Origin of the sequence: Halopseudomonas phragmitis, assembly GCF_002056295.1 — a bacterium.
GTDB classification, from domain to species: Bacteria; Pseudomonadota; Gammaproteobacteria; order Pseudomonadales; family Pseudomonadaceae; genus Halopseudomonas; species Halopseudomonas phragmitis.
The window spans coordinates 2,824,454-2,841,355 of sequence record NZ_CP020100.1; the positions used below are offsets into that span (position 1 = coordinate 2,824,454).

Genomic DNA, 16,902 nt, shown 5'->3' on the forward strand with positions numbered 1-16,902 from the left:
ACTATACTGTCATGGGTTTGACCTAATTTGGTTGTATCACCTTAACAGAACAAGGATGCGTTTATGCCAATCAAGCAGCTTTTGTTACCTGCCGTGCTGGGATTGTGCCTGCCACTGGGCGCGATGGCCTCGGAGTTGCGGTTGTTGACCTGGGGTGGCTATGCCCCGGAAGACGTGGTCAGCGAGTTTGAGCGCGAGACCGGTATCAAGGTTCTGGTGACACTCTCCAATAATGAAGACATGATTTCCAAGTTGCGGGCCACCGGTGGCTCCGGCTTCGATCTGGCTCAGCCCAGTCAGGACCGGGTAACCAGCGCGCAACAGGAGTACCGCATCTATAAGCCGATGGACCTGTCGAAGATCGACACCAGTCTGTTCATCGAGTCCATGCTTGAGGCCACCAAAAGCAATACCGCCATTGCCGATGAAGTCTACGGCGTACCTCATGTCTGGGGCACCACCGGGCTGATCGTGCATGACAGCGTAGCTGATCAGGTTAAGGATTTCGCTGATCTGTGCAAGCCTGAGCTGGCTGGCCGGGTGTCCTATCGTTTGCGTCGGCCGATTCTGATCGGCATGGCCTTCTCTATGGGTGAGGACCCGTTCGCCGCCTATGCCGACATGCCGCGTTACGAGCAGATCATGCAAAAGGTTGAACAGCAGCTGGTCGCCTGCAAACCCAACGTCAAGGCTTACTGGAGTGGTGGTGATGAACTGATCAATCTGGTCGCTTCCGGCGAGGTGGTGGCAGCCAAGGGTTGGGATGCCGGCGGCTGGAAGCTCCAGGCAGAAAACCCGGCGATTCATTTTGTCGCGCCCAGCAGTGGCGCGCTGGGCTGGATCGATACCTTTGTGTTGCCGCGCCGGGGACGCAACGATGACGCCGCCTATCAATGGATCAACTTCGTGATGCGACCGGATATCGCAGCGCGGATCACCGAGTCGGCTGGCAATTTTACCGCATCCAAGGGCTCCGAAGAGTTCGTCAACGAACAGCTCAAGGCCAGTTTCCAGGACAGCTTCGATCAACAGGCGCTGGATAACATCAAGTGGTATCCGCCAGTACCACCGGGACTTGAGGCGTTCGAAGGCCGCATTCTTGATCGGATTCAGGCGCACTGACCTGAGCATATGGCAGGTGCCGGCCTCAGGGCCGGCGCCTTGATTTCCATAGTGGGCCAGGGTAACTCATGACATCAGGCAATCAGCCCTTTGACCTCGAATGCCAGGAGGTCTGCAAACGGTTTGCCGGCCATCAGGCGGTGGACGGCGTTTCCTTTCAAATTCCTGCCGGTTCGTTTTTCTCGATACTCGGGCCTTCCGGCTGCGGCAAGACCACGCTGCTACGCATGCTGGCCGGGTTTCTTGAACCCGATAGCGGCGACATCCGGATCAAGGGCCGCTCGATGCTGGGGATTGCGCCCAATCGGCGGCCGCTGAACATGGTGTTCCAGCACCTGGCGCTGTTCCCAATGATGAGCGTGGCTGACAACGTCGCCTATGGGCTCAAGCGTCGAGGGACTGCCCGTGAGGAAATTCGTCGCCGGGTGGCGGATGTGCTGGAGCGGGTCGGTCTGCCCGACAGCGGCGACAAGAAGCCCGAGCAATTGTCCGGTGGCCAGAAACAGCGGATTGCGATTGCCCGCTGTCTGGTGCTTGAGCCGGCGGTGCTGTTGCTCGATGAGCCGCTTGGGGCGCTGGATCTGAAGCTGCGTGAGCAGATGAAGGTGGAGCTCAAGCAGTTGCAGCAGACCTTTGGTACCACCTTTATCTACATCACCCACGACCAGTCCGAAGCGCTGGTGATGTCGGATCAGGTGGCGGTGATGAATCAGGGCCGGTTCGAGCAGGTCGATAGCCCTCAGGGCCTGTACTACAACCCGCAAACGCCGTTTGTTGCGGGCTTCGTTGGCGACAGCAATCGCATGGCTGCGCGTCTGCTTCAGGCTGGCCCGCATGCTGAACTGGAGCTGGCTGGTGGGCTGCGGGTCAAGGCCCGGGCGGCCACTGCACCGGTAGCACCTGGTAGCCAGGCCAGTCTGTTCGTGCGCCCGGAAAGCATTGTCGCCTGCTTGCCGGACATGCCCTGTGAGCTGGATAACCGTCTGTCCGCGCGGGTGGAGACACTGTTGTTCGATGGCGCCAACAGCCGGATCGAGGCCAGTGTGGCGACTGGTGGCCAATCCCTGAACCTGACTGTACGCTTGCCCCAGACCCCGGCTTACGCCCAGCTGCGTCCAGGCGATTTGCTGACGTTGGGCTGGGCGGCTGATCAGGGGCTGTATTTCCCCGAGACCGGAGCCTGAACATGCGCAGCACCTGGCGTCTGGGTACGCTGCTGTTGATGTTGCCGCTGCTGTTGTGGCTATTGCTGTTGATCTTGCTGCCGCATCTGGACATGTTGACTGTGTCACTGCGTGAGCGGGTAGCGTTCGGTGAGTACCGTTTCAGCTGGATGCACTATCAGGCCTTCTTCAGCGAATCCTTGTACTGGCGCACCTTTCTGCGCACGGCGCTGATGTCGATTCTGGCCACCTTCTTGACCCTGGTGATCGCCTTGCCGGTTGCCTGGTATATCGCCAAGCTGGTACGTGGCCGTGCCCGTACCACGCTGTTTCTCGCCTGCCTGGTGCCGTTCTGGGTCAGCGAGCTGGTGCGCACCTATGGCTGGATGATCCTGCTACGTGAAAGCGGTGTGATCAGCGGCCTTTTGCAATGGCTGGGGTTGGCCAGTGGGCCGGTTGAAATGCTCTACAACGACGTGGCGATCATGGTTGGGTTGATCTATGCCTCGATGCTGTTCATGGTTGTGCCGCTGGTGACGACTCTGGACAGCCTCGATAACAGCCTGGTGGAGGCGGCCTACGACCTTGGCGGTAATCACCTGAGTGTCTGGCGCGACATCATCATTCCACATGCCATGCCCGGCATCGTCTCTGGCTGCATTGTGGTGTTCATGTTGACGCTGGGCAATTACCTGACGCCGGTTCTGCTCGGCGGCAAGGACAGCTTGTGGTTCACCGAACAGATCTTCACTCAGTTCATCACCCGCTTCAACTGGGAGCAGGGCGCCGCTTTTGGCGTGCTGCTGCTGTTCTTGTCTTCGCTTATCGTCTGGCTTGGGCTCAAGCTCAGCGGCCAGTCGTTCAGTCAGACCATGAGGTGAAGCATGATTGCCTCCTTGCCCCTGAGCCGCCGGTTTCGCTGGATTTACGCAGCCTATGTCGTGGCTTTTTTCATCTATCTGGCCGCGCCTTTGCTGGTGGTGGCGGTGTTTGCCTTCAACGACAGCCGCTTTCCGGCCTTGCCCTGGCAAGGCTTTACTCTGGACTGGTTCTTGTCCGGCAGCGGTCGGATCGGCCTGTTCGATGACCGGCCGATTCTGCGCAGCATCGGCACCAGCGCCTGGGTAGCCAGTTGGGTGACGCTGGCGTCAATCAGTCTGGCCACGCTCAATGCCTTTCTGTTCGAGCGCCATCAGTTCCCAGGCAAGAATCTGCTGTTCATCCTGATGTTGCTGCCGCTGGTGATTCCCGGCGTGATTCTGGGTATCTCGATTCTGGTGTTTGCCAGCAGCATCGCCAACTACTTTGACTTCAACCATGATCTTGAACTGGACATGCTGCGTCCGGGGTTGCTGCTGGTGGTGCTGGGGCAATTTGCTTTTCTGACTACCATAGCCACTTTGGTGATTGCCGCCCGGCTACGGACCTTTGACCTGCAACTGGAAGAGGCTGCCCGTAATCTGGGGGCTACGCCGCTGGTGGCCGTATTGACCGTGACTCTGCCATTTTTGGCGCCGGCAATCATTGGTGCGGCGCTGGTGTGTTTTTTGATGTCGTTCGAGAACTTCAACACCACCTTGATGTTGGTCGGCTCCGATGCGCCGCTGACGATCACGTTGTTCAGTCGGCTGCGTGAGGGAGCAACCCCTGTCCTCAATGCCGTGTCCTTGCTGCTGATGTTGGGCTCGATGTTGCTGGCGCTGGTCAGCATCTGGGTTCAGCGCAGGCCTTAGGGAACCTCTGAAAAACTACCTGCGTTGGCAATACTGCGTTAAAAACAGCCTCAAAATGCTCATTTACATTAAGTAAACTCCGCTTTTTCGGCTGTTTTTGCCTTGTCTTGCCTGCCTCGCCTACGTTTTTCAGAGGTTCCTTAACAGACCCTATTGGTCATTTCTGTTACCAACAATGTGCAATCGGTCATTTAGTTGGCATAATGATGCACTTTGCCGTTATGGATTCAGGTACATCAATGCAGAAAGAATCACGCAAGGTGCGCGAATTTCGCCGCCGTGAACAGGAAATTCTCGACACCTCACTGCGTCTTTTCCTCGAACAGGGAGAGGATAGCGTCACCGTTGAGATGATCGCCGACGAAGTCGGTATCGGCAAAGGCACCATCTACAAGCACTTCAAGTCCAAGGCCGAGATTTATCTGCGCCTGATGCTGGACTATGAGCGTGACCTGGCCGAGCTGCTGCACTCCGATGCCTTTATCAAGGACAAGGCGGCGCTGCCGCGCGAATACTTCGCCTTCCGCATGAGCGATCCCGAGCGCTATCGGTTGTTTGACCGGCTGGAAGAAAAGGTGGTCAAGGCCAACCAGTTGCCGGAACTGGTCGAGCAGTTGCACCAGATCCGGGCCTCCAACTTCAATCACCTCAAAGGGGTGATCCAACTGCGCATTGATGAAGGTTCGCTGGAAGACGTACCGCCGTATTTCCACTATTGCGCTGCCTGGGCTCTGGTCCACGGCGCGATGGCCATGTATCACTCGCCATTCTGGCGTGAGGAGATCGGTGATCCGGAAGGCTACATGCAGTTTCTGATGGATGTCGGGGTGCGCATGGGCAACAAGTTCAAGCGCCGCAAGGAAGGCGAAGGCGGCGCTCCAGCAAAAGTCTGAACCCCGAGCAATACGGCGGGTCTATGGTGTGTCTGCTAGTGATAGAGGAGATATACCGTGGCCCGCTTTATCCTGTACGCACTCTGCGCATTGCTGGCGCTGCCGGCTCAGGCCAGAGACTACCGCTACAGTGACGCCCACCTGCACTATGTTGACTTCTTCCAGAAATCCGCCGGGATGGAACGCTTGCTCAAGGAAATGCAGGCCAGGCGGATCGATCATGTAATGCTGTCGGGCATCCCGGTAGCCAAGATGTGGCACGAGAATGAACCCAAGCGCCCGCGCTACTATGCCGGGGATGATGCTCCGGTCTATTGGTACAGCGCTACCGACTACCTGATCGCCGATGCGCTCAAGGGCCTGAGTGCCGAGCAGCGCCGACATTTCCATCCGTTCATCTCGGGCTTCAACCCCAGCGACAAAAATGCCGCTGCGCATATCCGTCGGCTGCTGGAGCGTGATCCTGGGTTGTGGCACGGGATCGGTGAAATCTTTACCCGTCATGACGACCTGACTGCATTGACCCATGGCGAGCCGCCACGGGCCAACAGCGCAGCCTTGAATCGGGTTTACCATCTGGCCGCCGAACATGATCTGCCGGTGATGGTACATAGCAACATTACTTCAAAACGTGAGCGCAACCCGCTGTATTTACAGGAAATAGAAGAGCCGCTTGGTGAGCACCCGGATGTCCGCTTCATCTGGGCGCATGCCGGTACCAGCATGGAGATTCATCGCCATCAGGAATATCTTGAGTTCCTGTTGCCGCAGCTTGAACGGCTGTTGTCGACCTACCAGAACCTGTATATCGACCTATCCTGGACCATGCTCGAGCCTTATCTGCTCGACGACCAGGGGGCGCCAGATCCAGACTGGGTGGCGTTGGTCGAGCGTTTTCCTGAACGTTTCATGATTGGTTCGGATGTGGTCGGGCGGTTCGGCAACCTGGGCAATCATCTTCAGGCTTTCGACCCTTTCCTGGATGCTTTGCCTGAATCGGTTGCGCACCAGGTGGCGCGGGATAATTTCGTGGCGATCCTGCCCGAAGCGGTGCGTCAGGAGCTGGACTGAGGCCAACGCCGGCAAATGCCGGCGTTGGTTTGGGTGGCGGGTTAACGCAGAGGCGGATTGGCCCAGTAACCACAGCGGTGATAGCCGAGGAAGGTCAGGGCGCTGGTGCTGGCCGGTTGTGGCGGATCAAGTACCAGGTATTGATTGTCGGCCGCTTGCGGCCAGGCAGGAGCGACCCCATCGCTGGTGTTGGGGTCACCGAACTTGGCGAACGATGTCCAGTAATCAACCATCAGGCCGGCCAGATTGTCGATCTCCTCATCAGTGCCGGTGTAACGCTCGCGCATCAGCTCTTGCGGGTAGAGCACATAAGGAATCTCGCCAGCATGGGTGGCACCCATGTCGAAACTCACCAGGGCCGGACTGACCAGCGTCCAGGGAGCGTTTTCATCACGGAACCAATACTTGAAGGTGTTCATACCCTGGGCGGCGAAGGTGCCGGCGTGCAGGCTGCTGTTGCAGGCGAACATGAAATCGGTCCAGATGGCGGACAGGGCGGTGGAGAGCGGAGCGCTTTCACTGGCATAGAACCCCAGATAATCGCTGGCGATCTGATCATCATCGTAGGGCACGCTGGCCTGGTATGGTGCAAAAAAGCTGGTTACCCGGCTACGGTATTCCGCTTCGCCCAGTGTTTCCAGCGACGCGCCGCCAAGCTCATCAAGGGCAATGAACAAGGTGCCTTCGTTCTGATTGCTGCCGATCATCATGTCCAGGTTGGTATTGAACTGGCCGGTTTGCAGCGCGGCCATGATCGACAGAGGCAGCAGATCGCTATCCGGGTCTACGCTCGGCATGCTTTGCGAACCCTGGGCAGCCAGCAGAGCTGGAACCGGCAAGGCGCGCAGGCAGTCAGCAGCGGTTGCCAGGTCGTCACAGCCCAGGGCATTGGCAATTTGCACACCGCCAAACTGGGCGGCTACCTTAGGTACCTGGAAGGGCGCGTAGGAGCCACTCTGTACGATGGCCTTGTGGAACAGTTCTTCGCTCTGCGCGCGCGGTGAAACCACATGACTCATGACGCTGTGGCCACCGGCCGATTCGCCGAAAATGGTCACGTTGTCCGGGTCGCCGCCAAAGGCCTGAATGTTCTGCTTGACCCAGCGCAGGGCTTGCTGCTGGTCCATCAGGCCGAAGTTGCCACCATCGGACTCCAGTGATGGGTGTGCCATGAAACCAAGATTGCCAAGCCGATAATTGAGGGTAACGACAACTACGTCCTGCTGGACCAGGCGGGTGGGGTCATACTCGCCGCCGCCATCGCCAAATACGAAGGCGCCACCATGGATCCAGACCATCACTGGCAGATCTTCAGCCTGGTCAGGGGTGTAAACATTCAGGAACAGGCAGTCTTCATCACCTTGCGGCTGTCCGGTCATCAGGCTGGTCTGCGGGCACATGGCGCCGAACTCTTCGCTCAGCTCCAGCACGGCATCACGCTGCGCGGCAGCCTGGGTTGGAGCCAGCCGCAGTTCGCCGACCGGTGCGGCGGCGTAGGGTATGCCACGAAATACCCGCATACCGTTGAGTGCGATGCCCTGAATGTCACCTTCACTGGTGCTGGCCAGCAACGGGTTGGCTTCCGGCTCTGTGGCTCTGGAGCTCGAGCTTGAACCTGAACTGGACAGGCAGCCACTTAGGCTGGCGGCGACGACCAGCGCTGCAAGGCTGGTCAGGATGAAGCCCGGGCGGGCGCGGTTTGTTGTCATTATTCTGGTTCCCCATGCGCATACGGTTGTAGTGAATCGCGCTTCCTGAGTCTTTATCTTTGTTTGGAAGGCTTGCGAGGCATAAATGCTAATTGCTTCACATGGCGCTGTCAGACCCGGAGATGGGTGATCCCATTTTGCTGCTACATCGTTTAGACTGGCGCGTTCGAATCCGAGCCGCTCTGGACTCAGGCGTTGTTTTCAGGAGTACTCCATGGCCGCACAGCCGTTTCCCGTCAGCTATATCGAACCGGTATTCAGACCGCCCAGCGAAGCCCACTCACTGATTCTGCCGGTCACCAATGGCTGTTCCTGGAACAAATGTACGTTCTGCGAAATGTACACCGCGCCGCAGAAGAAATTTCGGGCTCGTGATGAGGCTGAGGTACTGGAGGAAATTCAGCGCTGCGGTGAACAGTTGCTGGTGCAGCGGGTATTTCTGGCCGATGGCGACGCCATGGTGCTGCCTACCCATCGTCTGTTGCGCATCCTTGAAGCGATCCGCCAGCATATGCCCGAGGTCAACCGGGTAACCTCCTACTGCTTGCCGCGCAACCTCAAGCGCAAGTCTGTGGCTGAGCTGAGCGAGCTGCGCGAAGCCGGGTTGGCGATGCTGTATGTCGGGGCCGAGTCCGGCGATGATCAGGTGCTGGAGCGGGTCAACAAAGGAGAAACCCGGGCTTCTACCAGTGAGGCGCTGATCAAGGCTGGCGAGGCTGGTATTCAGCGCTCGGTGATGATCCTCAACGGTCTGGGTGGGCAAAGCCTGAGCGACCAGCACGCCCGGCACTCGGCAGAACTGATGAATGAAACCCAGCCTGAATACCTGTCCACTCTGGTGGTCAGCTTCCCTCAGGGTATGGAACGCTTCAAGGAGCGTTATGCCGACTTCCAGCCGCTCGATCAGCAGGGACTGTTCCGCGAGATGCTGACCTTCCTGCAGACTCTGGAGCTGGACAGCACGGTGTTTCGCAGTGACCATGCTTCCAATTACCTGGTGCTCAAGGGTGTGCTTGGAGCTGACAAGGGGCGTATGCTTGAGCAGGTGCGCACCGCCCTGGAGCAGCCGGAGCGGGTGAAGTTGCGCCCTGAGTGGATGCGCGGGCTGTAGCGTCAAGGAGAGAGTTATGCGGTTGGGATGGCTTGTGGCGGTAGTGCTGGTGCTGGCTGGCTGTATGAAACCGTCCGATATGCAGCAGAGCGCTCGCTATTATCTGGGCGATGCCGGGTTGATGGATCATTACACGCTGACCCGCAGCGCAACCTGGACGCTGCAGTCAGACTCGCAGCTGTTCATTGCCCAAGGGCATTTTGTCCCGGTAGGTCATCCCTATGCGCGGCCCAATGTGGTGGCCGAAGAGACCTTTGCCGCCGCCGTACAGGTTTTTCCGCTGGTACGGCGCGCCGAGCAGCCGCTTGGGCTGGAGCAGGCACTGGAGCAGGCTATCAACCACCAGGCTGATTACCTGCTGTACACCCGCTTTGCCCGCGCCGAAGACGGCGTCAGTACCCGTGAGGAGTGGGAGGAATCGGGCGAACTGGCTGATGTCGGGCGTGACCGCGCGGTGTTACAGTTGATTCTGATGGAAACCGGTAACCGCTACATGGTCGACTATGCGGTCATTCAGGCGCGCGGCGGCTTCCTGCAGTTTTACAAGGCCAAGCCCGAAGACCTGTTGCGGCGGCCGCTCGAGGACTATACCCGGCGTCTGCTCGGTCGTTGACAGGAGAGACTCATGGACAATCGCCCACCCCCTCCGCAATCGCTGCTCGACAGCATTCCCCAGACGGGCAGTCTGCATCGCCGTGAACCGGCTCCGGTTCACCTCTGGAACCCACCGCTATCCGGCGAGCTGGACATGCGAATCACCCGCGACGGCACCTGGTACTATCAGGGCGGGCCGATTGAACGCAAGGCGCTGGCGCAGTTGTTCTCCGGCATTCTGCGGCTGGATGAGGACGGCCGCTACTATCTGGTTACGCCGGTCGAACGCTGGGCCATTCAGGTCGATGACGCGCCTTTCGTCGCGACCAACCTGAATATCGAGGGCGAAGGACAGTTGCAACGCTTGCGCTTTACCACCAGCCTGGGTGATGAGTTCGAAGCCGGCACTGAGCATCCGATAACTCTCAAGTGTGATCCTGATAGTGGCGAGCCGGCACCCTATATACTGGTGCGCGCCAATCTGCAGGCGCTGATTCATCGCAACGTGTTCTATCAGTTGGTTGATCTGGCAGTAGCCCATGAGCAGAACGGGCACAGTGCTCTGGGAGTTTGGAGCAACGGTCAGTTTTTTCCGATGGACGGTGGCGCCGAGGCGCGCTGAGGGTCATCCCGCGTCAATTGCGGGCTGGCCGTCAGGGCTGGCCGGCCATTCCCCGAAGTGCTTTCCAAGTCAAGCCCGCCAGGGCAAGAAATCAAAATTTTTTGCAGTTGATATTCACCATATCTAGGTCTAGCATTTCCTCCAACGCACAATACATAGTGTTTTTGCCCTGATGCGCTGGGCGTAGGCCAAAAGCCCGCGACAGACGCTTTCAGTGGCGATGCAGTAGACCTTTCAGGAGAATATGATGAGTCAAACAGCCAAGGTGCAACGTCTGCATAACGTGGTTAACAGCATTCCCATGCAGCCGGCCTCAGAAGACATCTGGGATACCAAATACCGACTCAAGACCAAGGATGGGGCCGCCATCGACAAGACTGTCGATGAAAGCTACCAGCGTGTGGCTCGCGCCCTGGCCGAAGTCGAAGCTCCCGAAGTGCGTGAAGAGTGGTACGAGAAATTCCTCTGGGCTCTGCGCCATGGCGCGATTCCGGCTGGGCGGATTACCTCCAATGCCGGTGCGCTCGAGCACAAGCCAGCGACCTCGACCATCAACTGCACGGTATCGGCGACCATCGGCGACTCGATGGACGACATTCTCTCGAAACTGCATGAGGCAGGTCTGACCCTCAAGGCCGGCTGCGGCATTGGCTATGAATTCTCCACCCTGCGGCCCAAGGGTGCCTATGTCTCCGGCGCGGGGGCCTACACTTCGGGCCCGCTGTCGTTCATGGATATCTACGACAAGATGTGCTTCACCGTGTCTTCGGCTGGTGGCCGGCGCGGTGCCCAGATGGCGACCTTCGATGTTGGTCATCCCGATGTGCTGGATTTCATTCGCGCCAAGCGCGAGAACGGTCGGTTGCGTCAGTTCAATCTGTCGCTGCTGATCACCGAAGAATTCATGCAGGCAGTCGAGGCCGATGCCGATTGGAAGCTGGCCTTTCCGCTGAATCAGGCCGAAGCCGAGGCCGACCGGGTTGATCTGAACGATTCTGAACAGGTGATCTGGCGCGAGTGGCCGAGCAATGAACGTTACATCACCCGTGATGACGGGCTGGTGGCCTGCCGCATCTTCCGCACCATGAAGGCGCGCCGGGTGTGGGACATGATCATGGCCAGCACCTATGACTTCGCCGAGCCGGGTTTCATCCTGATCGATCGGGTTAACCAGATGAACAACAACTGGTTCTGCGAAGAAATCCGCGCCACCAACCCCTGTGGTGAGCAGCCGCTGCCGCCCTATGGCGCCTGCCTGCTGGGCTCGATCAACCTGACCCTGTTCGTGCGTGAACCCTTTACCGACAAGGCACGCTTCGACTGGGACGAGTATCGTCGGGTGGTCGATATCTTCACCCGCATGCTCGACAACGTCGTCGAGATCAACGGTCTGCCGCTGGAGCAACAGCGGGGCGAGATTTTCCGCAAGCGTCGGCACGGCATGGGCTTTTTGGGCCTGGGCTCGACCATGACCATGTTGCGGATGAAGTACGGCTCGCCTGAGTCTCTCCAGTTTACCGAGGAAGTCTCGCGCGAGATGGCCATGCAAGGCTGGCGCACTGGCCTGCAACTGGCCGAGGAGAAAGGCCCGGCGCCGATCATGGACGAGGAGTTCGTGGTAACCGAGGCCATGCTGGCCAAGCGCCCGGAAATGCGCAAGGACGGCATCAAGGCTGGCGACAAGCTCAAGGGCAAGGTGCTCTGGGCCAAATACAGCCGCTACATGCAGCAGGTAGCGGGTGAGGACAAGAAACTGGTCGAGGCACTGGCCAAAAAAGGCTCGCGCTTCACCCACCACAGCTCGATTGCGCCAACCGGCACCATCTCGCTGTCATTGGCCAACAATGCCTCCAACGGCATCGAGCCGAGCTTCGCCCATCACTATTTCCGCAATGTGATTCGTGAAGGCAAGAAGTCCAAGGAAAAGGTCGACGTGTTCAGCTTCGAGCTGTTGGCCTATCGTCACTTCATCGACCCGCAGGCCTTGCCGAGCATGGAAGCTGACAAGCGCAATCTGCCGGACTACTTCATTGCCGCCGATGACGTGAGTCCGATGCAGCATGTTGATGTTCAGGCCGCCGCGCAAAAGTGGATCGATTCGTCGATCTCCAAGACCGCCAACGTGCCGACCGACTATCCCTACGAGGACTTCAAGGACATTTACCTGTATGCCTTCCACAAAGGCCTGAAGGGGTGCACCACCTTCCGCTTCAATCCCGAGGCGTTCCAGGGCGTGCTGGTCAAGGAGCAGGATCTGGCCAATACCACCTACCGCTTCAAGCTTGAAGATGGCAGCGAGGTTGAAGTCAAGGGCAATGAAGAGATCGAGTACGACGGTGAACTGCACAGCGCCGCCAACCTCTATGACGCCCTGAAAGAAGGCTATTACGGCAAGTTCTGAAGCCGTCAGAATCGTACATTTTCAGATTGAAAAGCCCCGTGAGTGCGGGGCGAGGACCGAAAATCATGGCATTGAAGATCAGCAGCAAAATTGTCGACTATGCTGTCGTTAAACCCGACGAGCAGGTCAAGGCGCCGGAGGTCAACAGCCCGGCCATTGAAGAGATGCACGAGAAGCTCAAACGCCCTCAGCACCTGGAGGGCAGCACCTACAAGATCAAGACCCCGGTCTCCGAGCACGCGCTGTATGTGACCATCAACGATGTCGTGCTTAATCCGGGAAGTGATCATGAGCTGCGTCGACCCTTCGAGATCTTCATCAACTCCAAGAACATGGAGCACTACCAGTGGATCTCGGCGCTGACCCTGATTATCTCCGCCGTGTTCCGCAAAGGTGGCGACTGCACCTTCCTGGTTGAAGAACTACACAGCGTGTTCGATCCCAAGGGCGGCTACATGAAGCGTGGCGGACGCTGGATGCCCTCGCTGGTAGCTGAGATTGGCGATGTCATCGAGCAGCACCTGAAGAAAATCGGCCTGATCAAGGATGAGGTCGACGAGCACCAGAAAGCCTATCTGGAGCAAAAGCGTGCCGAGTACGTCGGCCTCAAGCCGCAGGATCAGACCGCTGCCGACTGTGATGACAGTACCGAGTCCTATCCGCCGGGGGCGCAGATGTGCGGCAAGTGCCATACCCAGGCCGTGGTCCAGATGGATGGCTGTATGACCTGTCTTAACTGTGGTGATAGCAAGTGCGGTTAACCGTGTAATCAAACCGTGTGAGGCAGTTTGGCGAAGAGCTCCGTGAGGGGCTCTTCGCGTTTTTGCCGCCAATCCCGGTGGTGGCGCTGACAAACCCCTGTCCGGGCAGGGATAATACCGGCAGATTCAAGGAGAGCCTCATGCCCGTCACTGATACCCCCGTACTGCTTGCCGCGATCTGTCTGGCTTTGTTGCTGGGCTGGGCCCTGACCGCCGTGTTGCTGGTGCGCCGAGTCAGGAAGCTGGAACAAGATTGCGCAGCGCTGACAGGACAACTGGATCAGCAGCGCCAGCAGGCACAACAGGCGCTGCTGGACAACCACCAGTTGCAATCGCGCTTGGCCACCCTGGAAACCCGCAATGAACACCTGCAGGAATCCCGCGAGCAATTGACGCAGCAACTGGAGCAGGGTGGGCGGCGGCTGGAACTCAGTGAGCGTGAGCGTCAGGCGGCCCAGGTCGAGGCCCAGCGAAATCAGACCCTGGGGCAGGAACTGCAGCGTCAGCTGGAGGAGCTGCGTGCTGAGCGCACGGCGATGCAACAGCGCCATCAGGCTTTGCAGGACGAACATGAACGCCTCAAGGTCGAGCACTCCACCCTGCAGACCACCCTGGAACAGCGCCAGCGCCATTTTGTCGAGCAGCAGCAACTGCTCAAGGACAGTCGCGAGCAGCTCAAGCTGGAGTTTGAACAGTTGGCCGGCAAGATTTTCGAGACCAAGGGCCAAGCCTTTTCCCAGCACAGCCAGCAGTCGCTCGACAGTCTGCTCAAGCCATTCCGCGAGCAGATCGAGCAGTTCCGCGCCAAGGTCGAAGATATCCATCACAAGGATACCCAGCAACAGGCGGCGCTGGCCCAGGAGCTGCAGCACCTCAAGGAACTTAACCGGCAGATCACCCAGGAGGCCCACGACCTGAGTACCGCGCTGCGCGGGCAGAAGAAGACCCAGGGCAACTGGGGCGAGCTGATTCTGGAGAATGTGTTGGAGCGCTCGGGGCTGCGTGCAGGCAAGGACTTCCAGCGTGAGGTCAGCATCAATACCAGTGAAGGCAAGCGCATGCGCCCCGACGTGCTGGTTTACCTGCCCCAGGACAAGCACCTGATCATCGACGCCAAGGTCTCGCTTAACGCTTACACCCGCTATATCAATAGTGAAGACGAGCAGGAGCGGGCAGTGGCCCTGGCTGAGCACGTGCAGGCGGTGGGCCAACGCATCCGCGAGCTGTCGGACAAGAGCTACTTCGACCTGCCGGGTCTGAATGCGCCGGAAATGGTGTTCATGTTCGTGCCCATTGAGTCGGCGTTTGTTGAGGCACTCAAGGCCGATGAAAGCCTGTTCCAGAAAGCCATTGAGCAGAACGTGCTGGTAGCCACGCCGACCACGCTGTTGACCAGCCTGAATATCGTTCGCCAGCTCTGGCGTTTCGAGGATCAGAACCGGCACACCGCCGAATTGGCTGAGCGGGCGGCCAAGGTTCATGACAAACTACGGACCTTCCTGGTCAGCATGGACGGGGTCGAAAAAGGCCTGGAACGGGCGACCGATGCTTACAAGAAAGCCCGCGAACAACTCGTTACCGGACGCGGAAATCTCGTTAAGCAAGTCAATGATTTCAAAGAGTTAGGTGTTTCAGTTAAAGCAGAACTTGGAGAGGCGTGGACCGAGCATGCAACCCTGGAGCTGGGGGCGCCGGAGGAGTCCTGAGACTCACCCCGGCAATAGCGACTACAGATGATAGTCGCCGTTGGCTTCGGGCTGATAAAGGATGTCGATGATCTTCAGCTTCAGCGGCCGGCCACTGGGGCCGCGCCAGTCAATACTCTGGCCGACCTTGAGCCCGAGCAGGGCGATGCCTACCGGCGCCAGTACCGAGATAGTGCCGGGCTTGCCGGCTTGTTCCGGATACACCAGAGTCAGAACGAATTCACGGCCGCTGGCTTCATCAATGAAGCGCACGGTCGAATTCATGGTCACCACATCCGCCGCAACGTGGTCATGACTGACAACCTTGGCGCGAAGAATCTCACCTTCCAGGGCTTCGAGCAGGTTGATTGGGGCGTCCAGGCTGGCCAGCACTTTATCGAGGCGCTGAATGTCCAGACGGGTCATGGTGATCTCAGGTGATTTGTTCATGGCGAACGGCACTACTCCTTGACGGACGAAAATGAAAAAGAATCAAAAAATTAAATAAAGACAAAACAGGAAAGAACGTGAAACCGGCAGGGCGCCGACAACTAAGACCATACCAGAACCGCGGTTACTTGCAAGCCTGGCCGATAGTCGAATCGCCAAGTGGCTGTTTTTGCGGTTCGCCGTTTGCTGCTGGGCCGTTTAGACTGTGGGATGGGCAGGCATAGGGAGTCGTTGCATGCAGGTGCTGAAACAGGCCGCGCTTTTCGTTCGTACCAATCTCTGGATCATCCCCCTGGGGCTGTTGCTGGGCTGGGCTCTGATCCGCTATCTCGATCCGGCTCCGCCGCGTGTTCTGGTGATGAGTACCGGCAGTGAAACCGGTGGCTACCACCGCTTTGGTCTGGCCCTGCAGGAGCGTCTGGCCGAGCAGGGTCTGACTCTTGAACTACGCTCAAGCCGGGGATCGCTGGACAATCTGCAGCACTTGCTCGACCCGGACTCGCCAGTCTCTATTGCCCTGGTGCAAAGCGGTACCAGCCTGTTGCTCACGCCGGCCGAGCAGCGCCGCCTGGTTGGGCTGGCAGCGCTTTATCACGAGCCGTTATGGCTATTTCAGCGCAAAGGGCTGGAAATCACCCACCTGGATGATTTGCGCTCGCTGAAGGTGTCGGTCGGCAGTGAAGGCAGTGGGACCTGGGCTGTGGTGCGCAGTCTGTTCCAGGCCCGTGACGATGAGTCGCGATTGCTGGAGCTGAATGGCGGGGCCTGGCAGGCCCTGGCTGGCCGGGCTTCGCTCGACGCTCTGCGTGAAGGGACTCTGGATGCCGCCTTTTTCGTTTTGCCGGCCAGCAATGCGCTGATTGCCGAAATGGTCGCCAATCCCGAGCTGGAGCTGGTCAGCCTGCGCCAGACTGAAGCCTTCAGCGCCCGCCTGCCATTTCTCGATACCCTGCAACTGCCTGAGGGGTTGCTGGATATCGGGGCCAATGTGCCTGCCGAGCCGGTCAGCCTGTTGTCACCGGTGGCGACGCTGGTCGCCAATGAGCGCTTTCATCCGGCCCTGACATCCCTGGTACTGGAGGCGGCCCGAGAGGTGCTGCGCGAAGGCAACCTGCTCGACAAGCCCGGCGCCTTCCCGGCGGCCCAGCCTTTGGAACTGACGCTTAGCCCCGAGGCAGACTTCTATCATCGCCAGGGCGTACCGTTCCTGCAGCGCTACCTGCCGTTCTGGGTGGCTTCGATCGTCGACCGCTATGTGGTGCTGGTGATTCCGTTCATCGCCATCATGCTGCCGCTGCTGCGCAGCATGGGGCCGCTATACCGTTGGCGTATCCGTTCCCGGGTCTATCGCTGGTATGAGCAATTGCGACGGATTGACCGCTTGCTGCACAGTGGAGCCATTGCCGGCGAGCTGGAGCGGGAGATCCAGGCATTGCACCAGCTTGAAGATGAGCTGAGCCGGGTGGATGTGCCGCTGTCCTACGCCCATGAGCTGTACAGCCTGCATCTGCACGTACGCTACATGATCAAGCGGCTGGAAGGCTTGAGAACACAGGCCGGCTGAACCATTGGGGCGGAGTCCAAGCT

General features: G+C 58.7%; 15 protein-coding genes. 13 read left to right on the top strand and 2 right to left on the bottom strand.

The genetic code is table 11. From position 1 onward, the window contains the following. Window positions 1-63 precede the first annotated feature (63 nt). The 6 genes from BVH74_RS13180 (at window position 64) to BVH74_RS13205 (ending at window position 5,982) form a co-directional block, all read left to right on the top strand. Window positions 64-1,122 (top strand): extracellular solute-binding protein, encoded by a 1,059-nt coding sequence (locus BVH74_RS13180; protein WP_080050509.1) that lies wholly within the window; start codon window positions 64-66, stop codon window positions 1,120-1,122. Between the two features lie 68 nt (window positions 1,123-1,190). After that, entirely contained in the window at window positions 1,191-2,306 is a 1,116-nt protein-coding gene (locus BVH74_RS13185; protein WP_080050510.1) for an ABC transporter ATP-binding protein, read from the top strand. A 2-nt stretch (window positions 2,307-2,308) separates the two neighbouring features. Continuing rightward, window positions 2,309-3,166 (top strand): ABC transporter permease, encoded by an 858-nt coding sequence (locus tag BVH74_RS13190; RefSeq protein WP_080050511.1) that lies wholly within the window; start codon window positions 2,309-2,311, stop codon window positions 3,164-3,166. A 3-nt stretch (window positions 3,167-3,169) separates the two neighbouring features. Next, on the top strand, window positions 3,170-4,018 hold the full coding sequence (locus BVH74_RS13195) for an ABC transporter permease (RefSeq protein ID WP_080050512.1): 849 nt from the start codon (window positions 3,170-3,172) through the stop codon (window positions 4,016-4,018). A gap of 239 nt (window positions 4,019-4,257) precedes the next feature. Further along, a complete protein-coding gene (locus BVH74_RS13200; RefSeq protein ID WP_080050513.1) occupies window positions 4,258-4,911 on the top strand; it encodes a TetR/AcrR family transcriptional regulator in 654 nt (217 codons plus the stop codon). Between the two features lie 57 nt (window positions 4,912-4,968). Beyond that, a complete protein-coding gene (locus tag BVH74_RS13205; protein WP_080050514.1) occupies window positions 4,969-5,982 on the top strand; it encodes an amidohydrolase family protein in 1,014 nt (337 codons plus the stop codon). A gap of 41 nt (window positions 5,983-6,023) precedes the next feature. Here BVH74_RS13205 and BVH74_RS13210 read toward each other — a convergent pair whose 3' ends face one another. Further along, window positions 6,024-7,691, bottom strand: coding sequence for a carboxylesterase/lipase family protein (locus BVH74_RS13210; RefSeq protein WP_080050515.1), 1,668 nt, complete (start codon window positions 7,689-7,691; stop codon window positions 6,024-6,026). Window positions 7,692-7,905: 214 nt separating this feature from the next. Here BVH74_RS13210 and BVH74_RS13215 point away from each other — a divergent pair, with 214 nt between their 5' ends. The 6 genes from BVH74_RS13215 to BVH74_RS13240 all read left to right on the top strand — a co-directional run bounded on the left by BVH74_RS13215 (window position 7,906) and on the right by BVH74_RS13240 (window position 14,886). Continuing rightward, window positions 7,906-8,802 (top strand): radical SAM protein, encoded by an 897-nt coding sequence (locus BVH74_RS13215; protein ID WP_080050516.1) that lies wholly within the window; start codon window positions 7,906-7,908, stop codon window positions 8,800-8,802. A gap of 16 nt (window positions 8,803-8,818) precedes the next feature. Next, a complete protein-coding gene (locus BVH74_RS13220) occupies window positions 8,819-9,415 on the top strand; it encodes a DUF4823 domain-containing protein (RefSeq protein WP_080050517.1) in 597 nt (198 codons plus the stop codon). Window positions 9,416-9,427: 12 nt separating this feature from the next. Continuing rightward, the gene (locus BVH74_RS13225; protein WP_080050518.1) at window positions 9,428-10,018 is read left to right on the top strand and encodes a DUF1285 domain-containing protein; all 591 of its coding nucleotides are present in this window, start codon (window positions 9,428-9,430) and stop codon (window positions 10,016-10,018) included. A gap of 247 nt (window positions 10,019-10,265) precedes the next feature. Then, the gene (locus BVH74_RS13230; protein ID WP_080050519.1) at window positions 10,266-12,419 is read left to right on the top strand and encodes an adenosylcobalamin-dependent ribonucleoside-diphosphate reductase; all 2,154 of its coding nucleotides are present in this window, start codon (window positions 10,266-10,268) and stop codon (window positions 12,417-12,419) included. 65 nt (window positions 12,420-12,484) lie between these two features. Next, the gene (locus tag BVH74_RS13235) at window positions 12,485-13,180 is read left to right on the top strand and encodes a TSCPD domain-containing protein (RefSeq protein ID WP_080050520.1); all 696 of its coding nucleotides are present in this window, start codon (window positions 12,485-12,487) and stop codon (window positions 13,178-13,180) included. Between the two features lie 140 nt (window positions 13,181-13,320). Beyond that, window positions 13,321-14,886, top strand: coding sequence for a DNA recombination protein RmuC (locus BVH74_RS13240; protein ID WP_080050521.1), 1,566 nt, complete (start codon window positions 13,321-13,323; stop codon window positions 14,884-14,886). A 21-nt stretch (window positions 14,887-14,907) separates the two neighbouring features. Here the strand turns inward: BVH74_RS13240 and rnk are convergent, their stop codons facing one another. Next, window positions 14,908-15,315, bottom strand: a complete 408-nt coding sequence (gene rnk / locus BVH74_RS13245; RefSeq protein WP_080050522.1) for a nucleoside diphosphate kinase regulator — start codon at window positions 15,313-15,315, stop codon at window positions 14,908-14,910. A 235-nt stretch (window positions 15,316-15,550) separates the two neighbouring features. On the opposite strand from rnk, the gene BVH74_RS13250 reads away from it, so the two are divergent. Next, window positions 15,551-16,879 carry a TAXI family TRAP transporter solute-binding subunit gene (locus BVH74_RS13250; RefSeq protein ID WP_155121724.1) on the top strand — a complete coding sequence of 443 codons (1,329 nt, stop codon included), beginning with the start codon at window positions 15,551-15,553 and terminating at the stop codon, window positions 16,877-16,879. Window positions 16,880-16,902 lie beyond the last annotated feature (23 nt).

Excerpts from the sequence above, each read along its gene's own strand:
- BVH74_RS13180 (WP_080050509.1), top strand. The coding sequence starts at position 64 with ATGCCAATCAAGCAGCTTTTGTTACCTGCCGTGCTGGGATTGTGCCTG.
- BVH74_RS13185 (WP_080050510.1), top strand. The coding sequence starts at position 1,191 with ATGACATCAGGCAATCAGCCCTTTGACCTCGAATGCCAGGAGGTCTGC.
- BVH74_RS13190 (WP_080050511.1), top strand. The coding sequence starts at position 2,309 with ATGCGCAGCACCTGGCGTCTGGGTACGCTGCTGTTGATGTTGCCGCTG.
- BVH74_RS13195 (WP_080050512.1), top strand. The coding sequence starts at position 3,170 with ATGATTGCCTCCTTGCCCCTGAGCCGCCGGTTTCGCTGGATTTACGCA.
- BVH74_RS13200 (WP_080050513.1), top strand. The coding sequence starts at position 4,258 with ATGCAGAAAGAATCACGCAAGGTGCGCGAATTTCGCCGCCGTGAACAG.
- BVH74_RS13210 (WP_080050515.1), bottom strand. The coding sequence starts at position 7,691 with ATGACAACAAACCGCGCCCGCCCGGGCTTCATCCTGACCAGCCTTGCA.
- BVH74_RS13215 (WP_080050516.1), top strand. The coding sequence starts at position 7,906 with ATGGCCGCACAGCCGTTTCCCGTCAGCTATATCGAACCGGTATTCAGA.
- BVH74_RS13220 (WP_080050517.1), top strand. The coding sequence starts at position 8,819 with ATGCGGTTGGGATGGCTTGTGGCGGTAGTGCTGGTGCTGGCTGGCTGT.
- BVH74_RS13225 (WP_080050518.1), top strand. The coding sequence starts at position 9,428 with ATGGACAATCGCCCACCCCCTCCGCAATCGCTGCTCGACAGCATTCCC.
- BVH74_RS13230 (WP_080050519.1), top strand. The coding sequence starts at position 10,266 with ATGAGTCAAACAGCCAAGGTGCAACGTCTGCATAACGTGGTTAACAGC.
- BVH74_RS13235 (WP_080050520.1), top strand. The coding sequence starts at position 12,485 with ATGGCATTGAAGATCAGCAGCAAAATTGTCGACTATGCTGTCGTTAAA.
- BVH74_RS13240 (WP_080050521.1), top strand. The coding sequence starts at position 13,321 with ATGCCCGTCACTGATACCCCCGTACTGCTTGCCGCGATCTGTCTGGCT.
- rnk (WP_080050522.1), bottom strand. The coding sequence starts at position 15,315 with ATGAACAAATCACCTGAGATCACCATGACCCGTCTGGACATTCAGCGC.
- BVH74_RS13250 (WP_155121724.1), top strand. The coding sequence starts at position 15,551 with ATGCAGGTGCTGAAACAGGCCGCGCTTTTCGTTCGTACCAATCTCTGG.